Genomic DNA, 17753 nt, shown 5'->3' with positions numbered 1-17753 from the left:
TGTAAAATAGGTTTATATTCAATGGAAACTTATGAATGGTAGGTTGTTTCCATGTTAACAATAGTAGTGACAAAAGTATGCCATCATATAAACAAGTAAATTCAATAGGAGAATATATGAGAATTAATAAATATTTAAGTGAAACAGGGATCGTCTCAAGAAGAGGCGCTGATAAGTTAATTGAAGAAGGTAAAGTAACGATTAATGGGCAACTTGCAACAGTTGGCAGCCAAGTTGAAGAAGGGGATACCGTTTGTGTTGATGGTAAACCCGTAAAGAAAGAAGAACAACTTGTTTACATTGCTCTAAACAAACCCGTCGGCATTACAAGCACAACTGAAAGACACATTAAAGGGAATGTAGTGGACTTTGTTGGTCACGAGAAGCGAATTTTTCATATCGGTCGACTCGATAAAGATTCAGAAGGGCTTTTATTACTTACAAATGATGGGGATATCGTAAATGAAATTTTACGTGCTGAGAATCATCATGAAAAAGAATATGTTGTTCAAGTAGATAAACCGATCACGGATTCATTTATTAAAAGAATGTCTTCTGGGGTTAACATTCTAGATACGACAACATTACCATGTAAGGTAGAAAAAATTTCATCCCACGTATTTAAAATTATTTTAGAGCAAGGGCTAAATCGTCAAATTCGTCGTATGTGCTCTGCATTAGGTTATTCAGTGAAAAGACTCCAAAGAATTCGAATTATGAATATTCACCTGGGTAATCTGAAAGTTGGTCAGTGGCGAGATTTAACAGAGAAAGAACGTACTGAGTTGTTTAGGTTGTTGAATTATCAACCGAAGAGTGGGTTGTAGGGATAAGGGTTTTTTAGGTTCTTAGGAAAGATATCTTGTAAACGTGGTTTACTGGACAGAATTCTGGGTTTCTCCGATAAAGTGTCCAGTAAACTCAATTTACTAGACAAAATATACTAATTCTCAGAAAAACTGTCTAGTAAAAACCACTTATAGGGATCCCACTTAATACCGTTTTCCAAAAGTTCATCCCACACAAAAAGAGCGATTCTTAAATCAACGCAGATTTAAGAATCGCCATCCCTATTTTATACTCCTCCAAGATAAGCCTCTTTTACTTTATCACTTTCTTGAAGTTCTTTTGCAGTACCGCTAAGTACGATTTTTCCAGTTTCAATTACATAGGCACGATTTGCAATCGATAATGCCATGTTTGCATTTTGCTCAACAAGTAAGACAGTTGTCCCTTGAGAGTTTACCATTTTAATAATCTCAAAGATCTGTTTTACGATTAAAGGTGCCAACCCCATGGAAGGTTCATCTAGCAAAAGTAGTTTTGGTTTTGCCATTAGAGCTCTTCCCATAGCTAACATTTGTTGTTCCCCACCTGAAAGGGTACCTGATAGTTGTTTACGGCGTTCATTTAAACGTGGAAATAGTTCAAATACATTCGCCATATCCTTCTTAATGCCGTCGCGGTCTTTTCTTAAAAACGCACCTAACTCCAAATTTTCCTCAACAGTCATGTTGGCAAATACACGGCGTCCTTCAGGAACGTGGGATATCCCGTTTTTTACAATGAGCTGTGCCGGCTTTCCAGCAATTTGGTCAGAACCATACGAAATCGTTCCTTTTTTAGGTTTTAATAACCCTGACAATGTTTTTAAAAGTGTAGACTTCCCAGCACCATTTGCACCGATTAATGTAACAATTTCTCCTTCATTTACCTCTAAGGAGACGTCTTTTAAGGCATGGATATTGCCATAAAATACATCGATGTTATTAACTTTTAACATCTTCAACAACCTCCTCACCAAGGTACGCTTCGATTACTTTTGGATTGTTTCTTATTTCCTCAGGTGTTCCATCTGCAATTAACTGACCATGGTCAAGTACATAGATCCTTTCACAGATTCCCATTACTAAATGCATGTCATGTTCGATTAATAAAATCGTTAAATCGAATTCTTTTCGAATAAATGCAATTAGCTCCATTAAATCATGTGTTTCTTGAGGATTCATCCCTGCAGCAGGCTCGTCTAGTAATAATAGTTTTGGTTTTGCTGCAAGAGCCCTTGCAATTTCAAGACGACGTTGCATCCCATAAGGAAGATTTTTAGCTAATTCATCTTTATATTTATCTAAGCCAAAAATACTTAAAAATTCGATTGATTGTTTCTCCATCTCCGCTTCACCTTTAAAATGGCTTGGTAAACGAAGAATCGAAGAAATAATTGAATGTTTTGCTACTTGATGATTTGCTACTTTTACATTATCTAATACCGTCATATCTCTAAATAGACGGATATTTTGGAAAGTACGGCTAATTCCAAGCTTCGTTACTTTGTAAGGTTGTAATCCTTTTAAATCCTTACCATCGAAAGTAATGGACCCCTCAGTCGGTTGATAAACTCCCGTTAACATATTGAAAGTTGTTGTTTTACCTGCACCGTTTGGGCCAATTAAACCTACTAATTCACCCTTATTTAAATACAAATTGAAATTCTGTACAGCTTTTAGTCCACCAAATTGGATTCCGACGCTGTCTGCTTTAATTAGAAGTTCAGTCATGCTCTTGAACCTCCTTTATTTCCAAACTTTAATAATTGCGTTACCTCTTTTGTACCCAATAAACCTGTTGGACGATAAAGCATGATAATAATCAACACAGCTGAATATATAATCATACGAGTTTCAGGGAAATTCTGCAGATAGAATGATACGACTGTCAATAGAATTGCAGCAATTACCGAACCAGAAAGACTTCCTAATCCCCCTAAAACAACAAAAATTAAAATATCAAATGATTTTAAGAAGTTGAAAGCTGTTGGTTGAATAAAGAAAAATTGATGTGAGTAAATTGCGCCAGCAACCCCTGCAAATGCTGATCCTATAACAAACGCTACTACTTTATAATAAGTTGTATTAATACCCATTGAATCTGCTGCTATTTCATCCTCACGAATTGAAATACAGCCTCTTCCATGACGTGAATTTGTGAAGTTAGAAATAACTAGAATTGTAATGACAACGCCGAAGAATGCATAGGTCCAGTTTGTCATCTGGTTAATAACCATTCCTGCTGCACCGCCAACATAATCTAAGTTAATGAATACAATTCTAATAATTTCTGCAAATCCTAACGTTGCAATTGCTAAATAGTCTCCTTTAAGTCGAAGTGTTGGAATACCTACTAGTAATCCAGCTAAGCCAGCTACGATTGCACCTAAAAGAATTGCTACCGGAAATGGTAATCCTAAATTCATTGTTGCGATTGCACTAATATATGCACCTACTGCCATAAATCCTGCATGACCAATTGAGAACTGACCTGTGATCCCGATTACAAGATGTAAACTTACAGCAAGCATAATATGAATACACATTGTAACTAAAATGTTTTCGAAGTACGCGTCAAGCATTCCTGTAGAAATGAAAATTTGTACTACTGCATAGATTACTAGCGCTAGAATACTATAGCCAAAGAAAGCTTTAGATTTTTTCATTTCCGCCTCACCTACACTTTCTCACGGGCATTTTTACCGAATATTCCCGCTGGTTTCAAAATTAAAATTAAGATTAAGATGACAAATGCTGCTGCATCTCGCCATAACGAGAAACCAATAGCACTTACAATCGTTTCAACGACTCCAAGTACATATCCACCAACTGCAGCTCCAGGTATGCTTCCAATACCACCAAGTACCGCGGCGATAAATGCTTTTAACCCTGGTAATACCCCCATTAATGGATCAATTCTTGTATAGTAAACACCAAAGATTACACCAGCAGCACCTGCTAATGCTGATCCAATAGCGAATGTTGCTGAAATTGTATTATCTACATTGATTCCCATTAATTTTGCAGCATCTGCGTCATGGGATACCGCACGCATGGCTTTCCCCGTTTTCGTTTTATGAACGATAAATTGAAGAATTAGCATTAAAACAATTGTTACAGCAATAATTAACACGGACTTAGAGCTTATACTTGCTCCAAAAAAATCAATATAACTTTCAGTTAATAGATTTGGATATGCTTCTGGAGTAGCACCACGGAAGAATATCATTGTATATTCGATTAACAAAGAAACACCAATAGCGGTAATTAGAGCTGCAATACGAGTTGAACTACGTAATCGTTTATAAGCTACACGTTCTATAATCACTCCGATAATTGCACAGATAATCATTGAGATAATTAACGCTGGGATAAACCCTATATCCAAACGGACAGCCGCATAGAAACCAATAAACGCACCTAACATAAATACGTCACCATGGGCAAAGTTGATTAATTTAATAATTCCGTAAACCATTGTATAACCCAAGGCGATTAATGCATAAATACTCCCAAGTGAAACCCCATTCACTAGTTGTTGTAGCCATTCCATAATTTTCTCACTCCTTTTGACTTTAATATTTGAGATAGACTCATAGATTTATAGGTTTTGTAAAAGGAAAAAAGGAGGCTCGGCACGCCCCCCTTTTGGTTAAAAATTAAGGATTAACTTTAGAGTTGAATACTTGTTCGCCGTCCACATATTCGATGATTGTTGCTGATTTAATTGGGTTGTGTTTTTCGTCAACAGAGAAAGTACCAGTTACTACTTTGAAATCTTTAGTTGAAGCTAAAGCATTTTTAATTGCTTCGCCATCTGTAGAGCCAGCTCTTTCAATTGCGTCTGCGATAAATTTAACTGTGTCATAACCAAGTGCATTGAATCCGTTTGGTTTTTCACCATGTTTAGCTTCATATGCTTTGATAAAGTTTTGAATCATTTCATCTGGATCTTGAAGTGAGAATGCGTCAGTATAATACGTGTTGTTTAATGGCTCAGCACCAGCTAATTCTAATAATGTTGGAGCTCCCCAACCATCTGCACCCATAAGTGGAACATCAATTCCTAATTCACGAGCTTGTTTTACGATTAACCCAACTTCTTCGTAATATCCTGGAATATAGATGAAATCAGGATTTTTAGATTTAATATTTGTTAAAGTTGATTTGAAGTCTACGTCTTTAGCAACATATGCTTCTTCAGAAACAATTGTTGCACCGTTTTTCTCTACTTGTTCTTTAAATGATTTTGCTAAACCTTTTGCATAGTCAGATGAATTATCCGCATAAATTGCGATATTTTTAGCTCCTAATTCATTTACAGCAAAGTTTGCAGCAGAAACCCCTTGGAATGGGTCAATAAAGCATGTACGGAAAATGTACTCGTTAATAGAGCCGTCTTCATTTACTGTTAAGTTTTCAGCAGTACCTGAACCTGTTACAACAGGAACTTTATATTTGTTAGCAGTTTGAACTGTTGCAAGCATGTTACCTGAAGTTGCAGGTCCCACCATTGCCACTACTTTATCTTGTGTGATTAATTTAATAGCAGATGAAGCTGCTTCAGCATTATCTGATTTGTTATCTGCTTTGATTAATTCAATTTTCTTACCATCAATTCCACCATTTGCATTAATCTCTTCAACTGCAAGTTCAGCTCCTGCTAAAATCGATGAACCATAAGAAGCTACTTGACCAGTAAGCTCTAGGTTTGCACCAATTTTAATAACATCAGAATCAGAGTTTGAAGATCCTTCAGAACCAGAACTACATCCTGCTAATGCACCAACTACTAAAGATGTTGCTAAGAAAATCGAAGCAAATCTTTTTAGTCTGTTTTTTTTCATGAAACGTTCCCCTTTACTTTCTTTTGAAGATAAAAATAGTAATCTATTTTTGAACTGAACATCCATCTAATTGATGCAATTAATTAAATATTCAGAAAATACATTACGAATTATTATCTTCTTTCTTTAATTATTTGGCTTCCCCAATTTTAGTACACAAACAATATTTAGTAAAGTCCGATTTTTCTGTATATTTAGAGAATTAAAGTATTAAAGACATTTAAAATAGTATACTTTTGATATTATTCTCTTGTTGGTCATAGAAAAAATCAATTAATTTTTAAAAAAAAATACTTTTTCATTATTTATGAGTAAGATAAACGTCTATAGGCACATGCCTCTAACACGATAGTTCATTCGCATACATTAAAAAGAAAAACGGAGGCTTATGGGCTAATGTACATGAATCATGGAAATGGTTATCCATATTATTATGTTCAAAACGTTCCTGGCTACTATCCAGTGAACCAAGTTCCACCGAATTACTATACACAAGTGAATCAAGTTCCGGCGGATTATTATGAGCAACCAAATCAAGTGCCTGTGAATTATTATGCACAACCGAATCAACCAATGTATGTTCAACAAACTAAACCAACTGTTCAACAAGTTTTACAAACGATTCGTTCACAACATAGCGATTTATATACGCAAATGGAACGTGCAGGTGTTAGCAGACAATTAACAGATGCACTTTTCTTCTTTGTCGTTAACTATACAATCAATCAGGCAAATTCAAACCAATCGGCTAGTCAAGTTTATCGATTGTTCCAAAGAGAGACACCTTGGGTTAATACGCTGATTGAATCATTGAATCTTCCATTAGCTACAATTGACCGTATATTAACTAGAGTAATTGAAATCACACTAAATGAAATTCGAAGAGGGCAACCTGGTCCTGGTCCAGATCGCCCGGATAGACCAGGTCGTGGCTGGTCGGAATGGGAAAACCTTGGTGGAGTGTTAACAAGTGCTCCTGCAGTTTCTTCTTGGCAAGCAAATCGTTTAGACGTATTTGCTAGAGGAACAGATAATGCGCTTTATCACAAATGGTGGGATGGTAGTAGATGGAGTGATTGGGAAAACCTTGGTGGTGTATTAACTAGTCCTCCGGGTGCTGTTTCTTGGGGTCCAAATCGTATTGACGTATTTGTAAGAGGGACAGATGATGCGCTTTACCATAAATGGTGGGACGGTAGTCGATGGAGTGATTGGGAAAGCCTTGGTGGTGTATTAACAAGTGGTCCTGCAGCTTCATCACGTCGTTCTAATCATTTAGATGTATTTGTTCGTGGTAACAATAATCGACTTTACCAAAAAACTTGGGACGGTTCCCGTTGGTTAGATTGGGTTGACCTAGGTGGTAACTTAAACTCAGAACCTGCAGCTGTTTCTTGGGGTCCAAATCGTATCGATGTGTTTGCTAGAGGACAAAACAATAACCTCATCCATAAATGGTGGGATGGACGCAATTGGAGCGATTGGGAAAACCTCGGCGGAAACCTAACTAGTGCTCCTGCAGTTTCATCAACTCGAGCAAACCAACTTGATGTATTTATTAGAGGCACTGGAAATCGTTTATACAAAAAAAGTTGGAATGGATCCCGTTGGAGTGATTGGGAAAACCTTGGTGGAAATTTAACAAGTGCACCTGCAGCAGTTTCTTGGGGACCAAATCGTACGGATGTATTTGCTAGAGGGCAAAATAACAACCTATATCATATTTGGCAAGGACGTTAAAAAGAAAAACGTTATGGAGAATTCGTTTCTCTATAACGTTTTTTATAGTTTACAAGTTCATATATTGTAAAATAATTCCACCAACGACTCCTGTTACTACTATTACCCAAGGAGGGCATTTCCAAAATTGAAGCATACTAAAGAGAATAGCAGCCAAAACAAAATCAATCGGCAAGAACACAGATGTTATGAAAATTGGTTGATAAAACGCAGCAATTAAAATTCCAACAACAGCAGCATTTACACCAATAAATGCCCCTTTAATTTTACTGTTTTGTCGTAATTCATTCCAAAAAGGAAGTGCACCAAATACAAGTAAAAATGCTGGTAAGAAAATTGCTAATGTGGCAAGTATTCCACCAATCCATCCATTCATATCTGCCCCTAAGTAAGCAGCAAAAGTAAAGAGTGGTCCGGGTACAGCTTGCGTGACACCATATCCAGCAAGGAAAGCTTCCTCACTCACCCAACCAGTTGGGACAAACTCACTTTCAAGTAAAGGTAGTACAACATGTCCTCCACCGAATACTAATGAACCTGCTCGATATACACTATCGAACACAGCTACCCACTCTAGTTTTGTTACTTCTCTTAAAATAGGTAAAGCAATTAAAAGCACAAAGAACAATGTTAGACAGATAGCACCAAATCTTTTTGAGATTGGGAATTTCGTAGTTGGTTCTTCATTTTCAGTATTGGATCGATAAATGAAGGATCCTAGTACAGCTGCAAATAAAATAATACCGATTTGTGCATAGGCTGTTTCCCACAATAAAGCTACTGCTATTCCAAAAAGAACGATTGCTTTTCTTGTTAAATCCGGAGCAAGGTTTTTGGCCATTCCAAGTATTGCATGTGCCACTACTGCAACAGCAACTAGTTTTAATCCATGAATCCATCCTGCTTCACCTAAATTCAGTCCATCAACAGTAAGCGCAAATAGGATTAATGCAAGTACGGAAGGCATTGTAAATCCTAAAAAGGAAATAATACCACCGATTACTCCTCCACGAACAACACCTATTCCAATCCCCACTTGGCTACTAGAGGGACCAGGTAAGAACTGACATAATGCCACTAATTCCGCATAACTTTTTTCATCAATCCATTTCCTTCTACGTACGTATTCCTCATGAAAATAACCAAGATGTGCAGTTGGTCCACCAAATGATGTTAAACCTAGTCTAGTAGATATAAATAGTATTTCGAATAGAGTTCTTAACGATAATTTCTTAGATTCTTTAATGTTCACACTCATGCTATTCTCCAATTTATATGAATAATATTTCCTTGATAATAGCAGAATGACTGCATATACAATAGACCATTTACGAAAACTTAACAATGATTTAGGGACGCTGGGGACAGGTAAACTGTCCCAACATCCCAACGTCCCATTATCCGATATTTAATTGATCGTTGTTGTTTTTTCCTTTTTCACTTCTTTTGCTTCATTTTCTATCACTACTTTAAGTAAATAGAATCATTCAACTTTCCAAAAAAGGAGAGATATTATACTCCATTAAATGAATGTAAGCGTTTATCTATTCATACATTCGTTTTAAATTTCAAAAATTATTTATGGGATTTTGGTCATATATTTCAGACCACGTTAGGTGGCTTATTAGTTCAAACGAGGAAAGATAGAACATTAGTGTAATATGAGAAATAGTGCTTGAGTGATTAGAACGCTCGAGCACCATTTTTATTTTCTTAGAATATGCACAGACTAAATAGATAAAGATGAAGACATTAATAATTATGAGTTACCATCTACACTTTTTAAAATTTCTTTATTATCAGAATTTTACAATTTATAATCCTAATTCTGAACAAAAAGGACTGAAAAATTCGCTAAATATTCATTGAATTAAAGAAAGTAAAAATATTATTATAATAAATATTTGACCTTTAGCACTTTAAAGTATAAAATCGTTTCGTTATATATTTCAAAAGAATAGGTGTTTTAGTTGAGTAATATATTTAGAAAAAAGGATGTTTCACAATTATTAGGCAATACTAAAAGACTACCACAAACATTAGGTGGGTTTGACTTAGTAATGCTTGGTGTAGGTGCAATTGTTGGTACAGGGATTTTTATTCTCCCTGGTACAGTTGCTGCTACTCATTCAGGACCTGCAATTGTCATTTCATTTGTCATTGCTGCCATTGTTTGTTCTCTTGCAGCAATGTGCTATTCAGAGTTCTCATCTACCATCCCTGTTACTGGTAGTGCTTACACATACGGTTATATTGTTTTTGGAGAAGTCATTGCATGGCTAGTTGGTTGGGCACTAGTTCTCGAATATGGACTAGCATCTGCATCTGTTGCAACGGGTTGGTCAGCGTATTTTACTAATTTACTCGAAGGACTTAACATTCACTTACCTGAAATGTTTACTGGTCCATTTGATCCTGCAAACGGTACTTTCATTAATTTACCTGCCGTAATTATTGTACTTGCCATTGCTTTTTTATTAAGTCGTGGTGTTCAAGAATCCACAAAAATCAATAGAATCATGGTCTTTGTAAAAGTTGGAGTAATCCTTCTATTTGTTTTTGTTGGAATGTTTTATGTAAAACCAGAGAATTGGCAACCTTTTATGCCGTTTGGAATTGAAGGTATTTTAAGTGGAGCAGCCTTAGTGTTCTTTGCTTTTCTTGGCTTTGATGCTGTATCATCCGCCGCTGAAGAAGTAAAAAATCCTCAACGAAATATGCCAATTGGAATTATCGGTTCATTATTTATCTGTACACTACTTTATGTAGCTGTATCACTCGTATTAACAGGCATTGTTTCTTATACACAATTAAACGTAACTGACTCAGTAAGCTTTGCATTACAATTGGTGAACCAAGACTGGATTTCCGGTATCATTTCTGTAGGAGCAGTAACAGGTATGATGACCGTTATCCTAGTTATGATTTTCGGTGGGACAAGACTTCTTTATGCACTTGGTCGAGATGGACTTTTACCTAAAATCATGTCTGAATTAAATCGAAAACATCAGACACCTGTTAAGAATACTTGGATATTTGCTATACTGATCGCTTTCTGTGCAGGGTTCATTCCATTAGGTACATTAGCTGAGCTTGTAAATATGGGAACATTAATTGCATTTATTATCGTATCGATTGGTGTAATTTTCTTAAGAAAAAATAAGAATATGCCTACTGGTGGTTTTAAGGTACCTCTATTTCCTATCATTCCAATTCTTTCGTTTGTGGCATGTGTTTTCTTAATTTTACAATTAGCTATTAGTACATGGATTGCATGTGGAATCTGGTTTGTAATTGGACTTATACTGTACTTTACGTATGGTAAGAACCATAGCACGATGAATAATTAAATTTTGATAAAGCTTCCATAGTTTTTTATACTGTGGGAGCTTTTATATTTTTGAAATTATTTCTCTCACGTAGATTTGATAGTGATACAATACTAATTGCAGAAACATTCAGAATACAAATACAGGAGCGATTTCATTGGAAAAGAAAAATTTAGAACTAGCCATTCAATTACGCCATGAACTGCATGCCCATCCTGAACTTTCTTACCAGGAAGTTTGGACGAAGCAACATTTAATGGATTTTATAAAAGATCATACGACAAATTTAGAAATCATCGATAAGGGTAAATACTTTTATGCTGTATACCGCGCAGGTGATGGAAAACGAAATATTGCCTTCCGCGCAGATTTTGACGCACTTCCAATTCCAGAAACAATTGATTTACCATATGGCTCACAAAATCCCGGTGTTTCCCATAAATGCGGTCATGATGGGCACTCTGCATCTTTAGCTGGGTTTGCATTAGAAGTAGATCAAAAAGGTGCTGAACACAATATTTTCTTCCTATTCCAACATGCAGAGGAAACGGGTCAAGGTGCAATTGAAGCCCAAGAAATGATTGAAAATGAAAAAATTGATGAAATATTTGGCTATCACAACATGTCTGGTTTTCCAGCAGGGATGGTTGGTGTCATTAATGGCACTGCTCATTGTGCTTCAAAAGGGATGTCAATCGAAATGGTAGGTTCACCATCCCACGCAAGTGAACCTGAAAACGGGAAAAACCCTTCTTTTGCAATTGCTAAAATAATTGATGCCATTCCTCAATTTACGTCAACAGAACACAATGAAGGTTTAGTTCTCTGCACAATTATTCAAATTGATGTTGGCTCTGAAAATTACGGAATTCAAGCTCATACTGGTGCCCTTAGAATGACTATTCGCGCTGAAAAAGAAGTGGAGTTAGATCGACTTCAACAAAATATCGAAAAACTTGCTACTAGTCTATGTGAAGAGCAAGGGATTAAGGTCGATTTTAAATACAATGATATATTCCCTGAAACGGCAAATCATAAAGAAAGCTCCGATAAAATTCGTCAAGTTTGCCAAGAAATTGGTCTACCTATTTTTGAATTACCGAAAGCTTACCGCGCATCTGAAGACTATGGATACTATTTAAAGAAAACGAAGGGTTCATTTTGTTTTATTGGCAACGGAGAAGATTATGCACCAATACACACATATGAGTATGACTTCCGTGATGAGAATATTGAAATAGCTGTAGAGTTATTTAAAGGTTTAATTGGAATAAAATGATAAATAAAGATTGATGCTTATATAATAGGAGCATCTTTTTTAATTAGAAAATAAATTTGGTATTATTTAACTGCAACGAAATAGAATCATGTCCGTCTAATTGATTACATAAGACATTGGGGGCTTATTATATTGAAAAAATTATTATTTCTGTTACCAATTCTCGGAGTGATCGTTGCCTGTTTTTATACCTATTCGCAATTTAATTTACCTAATGATAAAAAAGAGGAAAATCAACAATCTGAAGGAAACAATGAGGATGTTGGAAGTACCATAACGCCTGAAGATCTTATATCTGAGATTCTATCATTAGCTTCTGAGGGGAAAATAACAGAAGTGCCTTACCGAGTAGGAATAACTGAACTAAACTTAGTTAACCAAGATTTTGGGGAACCAAAGTCAAACGATGAAACTACTCTTCGTACGTATGCAACTTACTCAAATGGTATTACAATTGGCTATCAAAAATCACTAATTTTTGACTTACGCTCATATGATGAAAATCTTCAACAAATCCATTTATCAGATATAAAACAAGTGCAAGGTGAACCTGATGAAACACGATATTACAAAGATGACAACGTAGATCAAATAATCCTAATTTACAAATTAAACTCAAAATATCAGCTGAAGTGGATTCTTTCTAATCCAACAGAACAGGAACCCGATCCAGTAGTTCATCACATTTCGGTATATACTGAACCACCGATCAGTGCTGATGTACTTATTAAACTAATAAACATGACACTTGACCAAAAAATTGGCCAAATGATTTTCGCAGGTGTAGATGGTACATCCTACAATCAAAATGCTGATAGTTTAATTCATGAATTTCATGTTGGTGGAATCATCTTTAACAAGAAGAACTTCACTTCTCCAATCCAAACAGTACAATATATAAATCAAATAAGAGCTGAAAATGCTAAAAACCAAATCCCTCTATTTCTCGGTGTTGACCAAGAAGGTGGAATTGTGGCGAAATTACCAGGCAATCTTACACCAATACCGACTAATTTAGAGATTGGGAAAAAGAATAACGAACAATTTTCTCATGCAATTGGTCAAATACTTGGAAAAGAAGTAAAAGCTTATGGATTTAATATGAACTTTGCTCCAGTTCTTGATATTAACAGTAATCCTAATAATCCAGTCATCGGAAATCGATCTTTCGGAAACAATGCAGACTTAGTAAGTAGACTAGGTATTTCAACCATGAACGGCTTACAATCTGAAAACGTTATTGCAGTGGTCAAACACTTCCCTGGTCACGGAGATACTGCAACGGATTCTCATCTAGAACTACCTCGTGTAAATAAAACTCTTCCTGAGTTGGAGCAGCTAGAACTATTACCGTTCCAACAAGCAATACATGATGGAGCAGATGTTGTGATGATTGCACATATTTTATTGCCCGAAATTGATGTGAATAATCCTTCATCTATGTCAGAAGCAATTATTACAGACCTTTTACGTGGTCAACTCGGATACGATGGTGTAGTTATTACGGATGATATGACGATGGAAGCTATCACGGATCATTATGATATTAGTGGTGCGGCTGTCCAATCTGTCAAAGCAGGCAGCGATATTATTATGATTGCCCACGATTTTCATAAAGTAACTTCTGCAATTGAGGCGCTACGTAGAGCTGTTGTAAATGGAGAGATTACTGAAGATCGAATTGATGAAAGTGTCATTCGAATCCTTCAGCTAAAAGAAAAATATCAACTAAATAATAACCAAGTTCAAGATGTCGACGTAAACGCAATGAATCAGCAAGTTCAAAATGTATTAAATGATTATTATTATTAATTTACCTTATTTAAGGACATCTTCCCCGTTCTTGTATATAGTAAAGTTAGGTGATAATCATGAATACAAAAATGTATATTAACGACGAAAATCTAGTAGCTGGAATAACGTTAAAAAATGCTTCAGAATTAGAATTAAATAATATGGCACTTCATGTTTGTGAAAACGAAGATGATGTCCTTTCAAATCGAGTCAAGCTAGCAAATTTCCTTCAATGCAATGTTAATGATTTTGTATGTGCAAACCAGACGCATAGTGCAAATGTTCATAAAGTAACCTTAGATGATAAAGGTAGAGGTGCTTCGGAATTATCATCGGCTATTCCGGATACAGATGCACTATATACTTATGAGCCCAACATACTCCTATGTACTTTTACAGCAGACTGTGTTCCGGTTATTTTTCATCATGAAGAAAAAGGTCTAGTAGGTGTAATTCACTCCGGTTGGCAAGGCACAGTTAAAGAAATCACATTAAAAATGTTTAACCAATTAGTTCATGAAGAAGGCTGCGATCCTAAAGGTTTTAAAGTCATTTTAGGACCTGCATTAAGCCAAGATAAATTCGAAGTCGATGACGATGTTTATATTCGATTTAGAAATTTAGGTTATGCAGAGGATTTCATGTATTACAAAGAGGAAACTCATAAGTACCACATTGATAATCAAAAAACAGTAAAAAAACAATTGGAACTAGCAGGGGTTCCTTCTGAAAATATAACGATTGATGCTACTTGCACATTTATAAGTGATGAAGGATTCTCTTATAGACAAGATAGAAAAAGCGGAAGACACTTGAGCTTCATTATGAGAAAATCATAATTAAAATTAAAACACATCCAGGAACGAATCATTAGTCCTAGATGTGTTTTTTCATATCTCTATAACTTTTCAACATTTACACCACTAGTTGAAAGCAAATCTATGTAAAACGGATCTTTCCCAATAGCATACACTCGATCACAAAACGTAGTTATTTCATTCATATCATGGGAGGTATATAAAATCATTTTCCCTTGTTCTCTTGCCAGTTTTACTAAGTACTTGCCGATCTCATTTTTCGATTTTAAATCAATCCCAACAGTCGGTTCGTCCAATAATATTAACATTGGGTCATGAAGCAAACTTACAGCCATGTTTAACTTACGCTTCATTCCACCAGATAATGATTTCACCGGTTCTTTCCATTGTTCCAATTGCATATCTAAACAAAGTTGCCTGCATTCATCTTTTGTTCTTCTTTTCCATGATAGCTTTTCAAAAAATAGCATGTTTTGCTCTACTGTGAACTCTTCCCACAGAGATATTTCCTGGGGAACGAAACCAACCATTTTGCGAATATCTTCTGTCTTCTTTCCATAAACAAACTCACCTAATTGGATTGTACCCTTTGTAGCTCTTGTAATTGTCGCCAATGTATTTAGTAAGGTGGACTTCCCTGCACCATTCTCACCCACTAGTCCAACAACTTCTCCTCTGCTTAGTTGAAAGGAGACTTTGTCCAAAATTTTCCTCTTACCATAACTTTTCTCCAATTCTATTACTCTAAGCATGCAACTTGTCTCCTTTCCAATACCAAATACAGAACAACACCATTAATACAAGTAGCCACCCATATGGTATTTCCTCATGGAGTAAACTTGTAATTGGGCTTAAATTCTCTACCCAGCTCCATTCTTTCAATAATCCGTCGATCGGAATAATTGCTCCACCTAGAAGGGTAAGTGCTAGCGTAACTCCAATTGAACTAACGTAATACATTAACGATTGTTTAAATAAGTTTACAAATAAAAATGCAAATAAATGAATAGCTAATTTATAAAAGAGAATCGATATCCATAGATCAATAGTAAATGGTTGTTGAAGCAGCTTGCTTAATAAATAGACTGTTACTCCGTCTACAATAAACATGATGACTGTATAGAAAACAAAGCTGATACTAGCAAACTTTTTAAAATTGGTAGATGTGAAGAACCATCGAATATGTAATTCGGGTCGATTTTCTTTTATCATCCAATCAAAGATAAAGAAAGTTGAAATTAAACTAAAGAATGCCCAGATTCCCCATGTATTGAAGACTGGAAGTAGTTCATCATCCGTTACTTCGACGGATTGATTTTGGTATGAAAAATTGGTTTGTAATAGCTCTTGAGAACTTTGCATTTCCATACTTGCTTCCACAATTTCTTCCCAGTTCCATTCTTCATTGGTACCATATTCAAAATAGAGATCCCTTACTTCATATGCAGCTCTCATTCGAGAAACGTCACCTTGAACAAAAGATGTTATAAGCTCTTTTACTGCAAAATGCGCATATGATCGATTTGATGAGTACGATTCGACTAACCCATTTCTCTTTCCATCTATAATCATTTCTTCATAACGATTATTAAGAACAAACACACTATCTAATTCATGCTTTTCTAATTCATTCAATGCTTCACGTTCGTTTAATAACTTCACATCAAGATATGAAACACCTTTCAGCGTTTCTATTAACTGATTGGACAACTCGGACTCTTCTTCTACAACAATCCCAATAGGAATTTTTGAATCCTCGCTCCAAATTCCCACTAATATAGTAGTTAAAAATGTTAAAAGAAAAGGTAGTATCAACCAAAGTATGAGACTTTTCCAGTCTTTTTTCACCCTTAACCATCTTGTATATAAGATTCCGCTCATCTCACCCACCTCTCTTTTACAGCAGTTGATAGCCACAGCAAGACAAATCCTATAATCGCCATGATTGTTAACCGGGTATATTCTGCATAGTTTCTACCTTCAAGGGCTATATCTGTCATCCAATTAAAGACTTCATTTGAGAATATTTTGGGTAAATAATCCTGTATGGATAACGGTAAATATATGGATGGGATTATTGAGCCACTCAACAAAATAATAAAGAACAAATAGATAACTTGAACGAAAATAGCGGTTTTCATTGATTTTATCCATACATCAATGATTGAAAGGCCAATCAATATAAGTAACCCATATAAAGCTGTGTAATGGAGCAGTCTTAAATAATCAATTACGTATAGCTCAAGTGTGAAGTAATGTGATAATGCAAAAAATGAAACAGAAGCTAATAACATACTACCAATGAATGCTACCATCATTCTAGATAAAACATTCTGCCACATAGTTACTCCAAAAAGTTTAAGTCGAATACTTAACGAAGGAGTTTCATCTTTTTTTAATACAACATAGAAACCAAATAACCAAATAGTGAATGTTAGGTACCAGCCAGAAAGTGTAAAGAAATGAAGAGGTGATGAAGTTGCAATATTAGTAATGGTTTCTTCTTTCAATATTTGATCTTTCGCTAATGTAAATAGGGTAAATTCAATAAATAGGGCATAACGATAGGATTGAAATTCTGAATCGGACATGTCCGTTTTACTTGCATAGTCGTAAACTGTTAAAATATTTGCCTGTGCAGATTCTATGTATCTCGTAAAACTTTCGACCAACTCTTTCACAATAAAGCTATCAGTCTTTTGTTGTGAATTTCCTACGATAGGAATTGTTAATGATTGTCCAGCGTACATACTTTCAGTAAATTGTTTAGGTAAAACAATATAGGCACTGATTTGATTCTCTTCAATTTGTTCTATAGCTTCATCTTGACTCATCATTTTTAAATTAATCGTTCCGTCTTCGTTAAAGCTAGTTTGAAGAAAGCTACTAATCATTTTTGTTTCACTTGTTTGGTCTTCATCTACTAAAGCGACAGCAATTTTCGAATCTACTGGAGAATCTACTAATGAAACAATCATAAGTGCACTAATTGAAACGATGAAGATTGGAAATACAAAAAGCAGAAGAAGTGATTTCCACTTCTTCTGTAGTTGTTTTACATATTGATGAATAAAGAATGCTATATTTTTTATATTTCTCAAGGTGTGTTCACCCATTCA

At 35.4% G+C, this 17753-nt stretch carries 15 protein-coding genes; 6 read left to right on the top strand and 9 right to left on the bottom strand.

Translation table 11 applies throughout. The features are described from left to right. Positions 1–116: 116 nt before the first annotated feature. Positions 117–827 carry a 23S rRNA pseudouridine(2604) synthase RluF gene (gene rluF / locus ACOQFO_RS13145; RefSeq protein ID WP_421690126.1) on the top strand — a complete coding sequence of 237 codons (711 nt, stop codon included), beginning with the start codon at positions 117–119 and terminating at the stop codon, positions 825–827. A 248-nt stretch (positions 828–1075) separates the two neighbouring features. Here the strand turns inward: rluF and ACOQFO_RS13140 are convergent, their stop codons facing one another. The 5 genes from ACOQFO_RS13140 to ACOQFO_RS13120 form a co-directional block, all read right to left on the bottom strand. After that, positions 1076–1783 carry an ABC transporter ATP-binding protein gene (locus ACOQFO_RS13140; RefSeq protein WP_421690125.1) on the bottom strand — a complete coding sequence of 236 codons (708 nt, stop codon included), beginning with the start codon at positions 1781–1783 and terminating at the stop codon, positions 1076–1078. After that, a complete protein-coding gene (locus tag ACOQFO_RS13135) occupies positions 1770–2558 on the bottom strand; it encodes an ABC transporter ATP-binding protein (RefSeq protein WP_421690124.1) in 789 nt (262 codons plus the stop codon). Before ACOQFO_RS13135 ends, ACOQFO_RS13140 begins: the two co-directional genes overlap by 14 nt. Continuing rightward, entirely contained in the window at positions 2555–3493 is a 939-nt protein-coding gene (locus ACOQFO_RS13130) for a branched-chain amino acid ABC transporter permease (RefSeq protein ID WP_421690123.1), read from the bottom strand. The genes ACOQFO_RS13135 and ACOQFO_RS13130 overlap by 4 nt, the downstream gene beginning before the upstream one ends. An 11-nt stretch (positions 3494–3504) precedes the next feature. Further along, positions 3505–4380, bottom strand: a complete 876-nt coding sequence (locus ACOQFO_RS13125; RefSeq protein ID WP_421690122.1) for a branched-chain amino acid ABC transporter permease — start codon at positions 4378–4380, stop codon at positions 3505–3507. 106 nt (positions 4381–4486) lie between these two features. Beyond that, positions 4487–5674 carry an ABC transporter substrate-binding protein gene (locus ACOQFO_RS13120; protein ID WP_421690121.1) on the bottom strand — a complete coding sequence of 396 codons (1188 nt, stop codon included), beginning with the start codon at positions 5672–5674 and terminating at the stop codon, positions 4487–4489. 396 nt (positions 5675–6070) lie between these two features. Here ACOQFO_RS13120 and ACOQFO_RS13115 point away from each other — a divergent pair, with 396 nt between their 5' ends. Then, complete coding sequence (locus ACOQFO_RS13115; RefSeq protein WP_421690120.1) at positions 6071–7414, top strand: sialidase; 1344 nt, start codon at positions 6071–6073, stop codon at positions 7412–7414. Positions 7415–7463: 49 nt separating this feature from the next. On the opposite strand, the gene chrA is transcribed toward ACOQFO_RS13115, so the two are convergent. Further along, positions 7464–8672 (bottom strand): chromate efflux transporter, encoded by a 1209-nt coding sequence (gene chrA, locus ACOQFO_RS13110; RefSeq protein WP_421690119.1) that lies wholly within the window; start codon positions 8670–8672, stop codon positions 7464–7466. A 712-nt stretch (positions 8673–9384) separates the two neighbouring features. Between chrA and ACOQFO_RS13105 the strand changes: the two genes are divergently transcribed. The 4 genes from ACOQFO_RS13105 to pgeF all read left to right on the top strand — a co-directional run bounded on the left by ACOQFO_RS13105 (position 9385) and on the right by pgeF (position 14655). After that, positions 9385–10764: an amino acid permease gene (locus ACOQFO_RS13105; protein WP_421690118.1), complete on the top strand. Its 1380-nt coding sequence runs from the start codon at positions 9385–9387 to the stop codon at positions 10762–10764. 136 nt (positions 10765–10900) lie between these two features. Beyond that, positions 10901–12022, top strand: a complete 1122-nt coding sequence (locus ACOQFO_RS13100; RefSeq protein WP_421690117.1) for a M20 metallopeptidase family protein — start codon at positions 10901–10903, stop codon at positions 12020–12022. 132 nt (positions 12023–12154) lie between these two features. After that, positions 12155–13834, top strand: a complete 1680-nt coding sequence (gene nagZ, locus ACOQFO_RS13095; RefSeq protein ID WP_421690116.1) for a beta-N-acetylhexosaminidase — start codon at positions 12155–12157, stop codon at positions 13832–13834. Between the two features lie 59 nt (positions 13835–13893). Then, positions 13894–14655, top strand: a complete 762-nt coding sequence (pgeF, locus tag ACOQFO_RS13090) for a peptidoglycan editing factor PgeF (protein ID WP_421690115.1) — start codon at positions 13894–13896, stop codon at positions 14653–14655. 59 nt (positions 14656–14714) lie between these two features. Here pgeF and ACOQFO_RS13085 read toward each other — a convergent pair whose 3' ends face one another. The 3 genes from ACOQFO_RS13085 to ACOQFO_RS13075 are packed head-to-tail and all read right to left on the bottom strand — an operon-like array spanning position 14715 to position 17735. Continuing rightward, the gene (locus ACOQFO_RS13085) at positions 14715–15386 is read right to left on the bottom strand and encodes an ABC transporter ATP-binding protein (protein WP_421690114.1); all 672 of its coding nucleotides are present in this window, start codon (positions 15384–15386) and stop codon (positions 14715–14717) included. Then, on the bottom strand, positions 15379–16515 hold the full coding sequence (locus ACOQFO_RS13080) for an ABC transporter permease (protein WP_421690113.1): 1137 nt from the start codon (positions 16513–16515) through the stop codon (positions 15379–15381). Before ACOQFO_RS13080 ends, ACOQFO_RS13085 begins: the two co-directional genes overlap by 8 nt. Continuing rightward, positions 16512–17735 carry an ABC transporter permease gene (locus tag ACOQFO_RS13075; protein ID WP_421690112.1) on the bottom strand — a complete coding sequence of 408 codons (1224 nt, stop codon included), beginning with the start codon at positions 17733–17735 and terminating at the stop codon, positions 16512–16514. The genes ACOQFO_RS13080 and ACOQFO_RS13075 overlap by 4 nt, the downstream gene beginning before the upstream one ends. Positions 17736–17753 lie beyond the last annotated feature (18 nt).

The sequence above is a fragment of the Ureibacillus sp. MALMAid1270 genome (assembly GCF_049202975.1).
Taxonomy (GTDB): Bacteria; Bacillota; Bacilli; order Bacillales_A; family Planococcaceae; genus Ureibacillus.
Note: the sequence above shows the minus strand (reverse complement) of the source record. Positions and strands in the feature narration are given on the sequence as shown.

Excerpts from the sequence above, each read along its gene's own strand:
- ACOQFO_RS13140 (WP_421690125.1), bottom strand. The coding sequence starts at position 1,783 with ATGTTAAAAGTTAATAACATCGATGTATTTTATGGCAATATCCATGCC.
- ACOQFO_RS13080 (WP_421690113.1), bottom strand. The coding sequence starts at position 16,515 with ATGAGCGGAATCTTATATACAAGATGGTTAAGGGTGAAAAAAGACTGG.
- ACOQFO_RS13135 (WP_421690124.1), bottom strand. The coding sequence starts at position 2,558 with ATGACTGAACTTCTAATTAAAGCAGACAGCGTCGGAATCCAATTTGGT.
- chrA (WP_421690119.1), bottom strand. The coding sequence starts at position 8,672 with ATGAGTGTGAACATTAAAGAATCTAAGAAATTATCGTTAAGAACTCTA.
- ACOQFO_RS13115 (WP_421690120.1), top strand. The coding sequence starts at position 6,071 with ATGTACATGAATCATGGAAATGGTTATCCATATTATTATGTTCAAAAC.
- ACOQFO_RS13130 (WP_421690123.1), bottom strand. The coding sequence starts at position 3,493 with ATGAAAAAATCTAAAGCTTTCTTTGGCTATAGTATTCTAGCGCTAGTA.
- rluF (WP_421690126.1), top strand. The coding sequence starts at position 117 with ATGAGAATTAATAAATATTTAAGTGAAACAGGGATCGTCTCAAGAAGA.
- ACOQFO_RS13125 (WP_421690122.1), bottom strand. The coding sequence starts at position 4,380 with ATGGAATGGCTACAACAACTAGTGAATGGGGTTTCACTTGGGAGTATT.
- ACOQFO_RS13085 (WP_421690114.1), bottom strand. The coding sequence starts at position 15,386 with ATGCTTAGAGTAATAGAATTGGAGAAAAGTTATGGTAAGAGGAAAATT.
- ACOQFO_RS13120 (WP_421690121.1), bottom strand. The coding sequence starts at position 5,674 with ATGAAAAAAAACAGACTAAAAAGATTTGCTTCGATTTTCTTAGCAACA.
- pgeF (WP_421690115.1), top strand. The coding sequence starts at position 13,894 with ATGAATACAAAAATGTATATTAACGACGAAAATCTAGTAGCTGGAATA.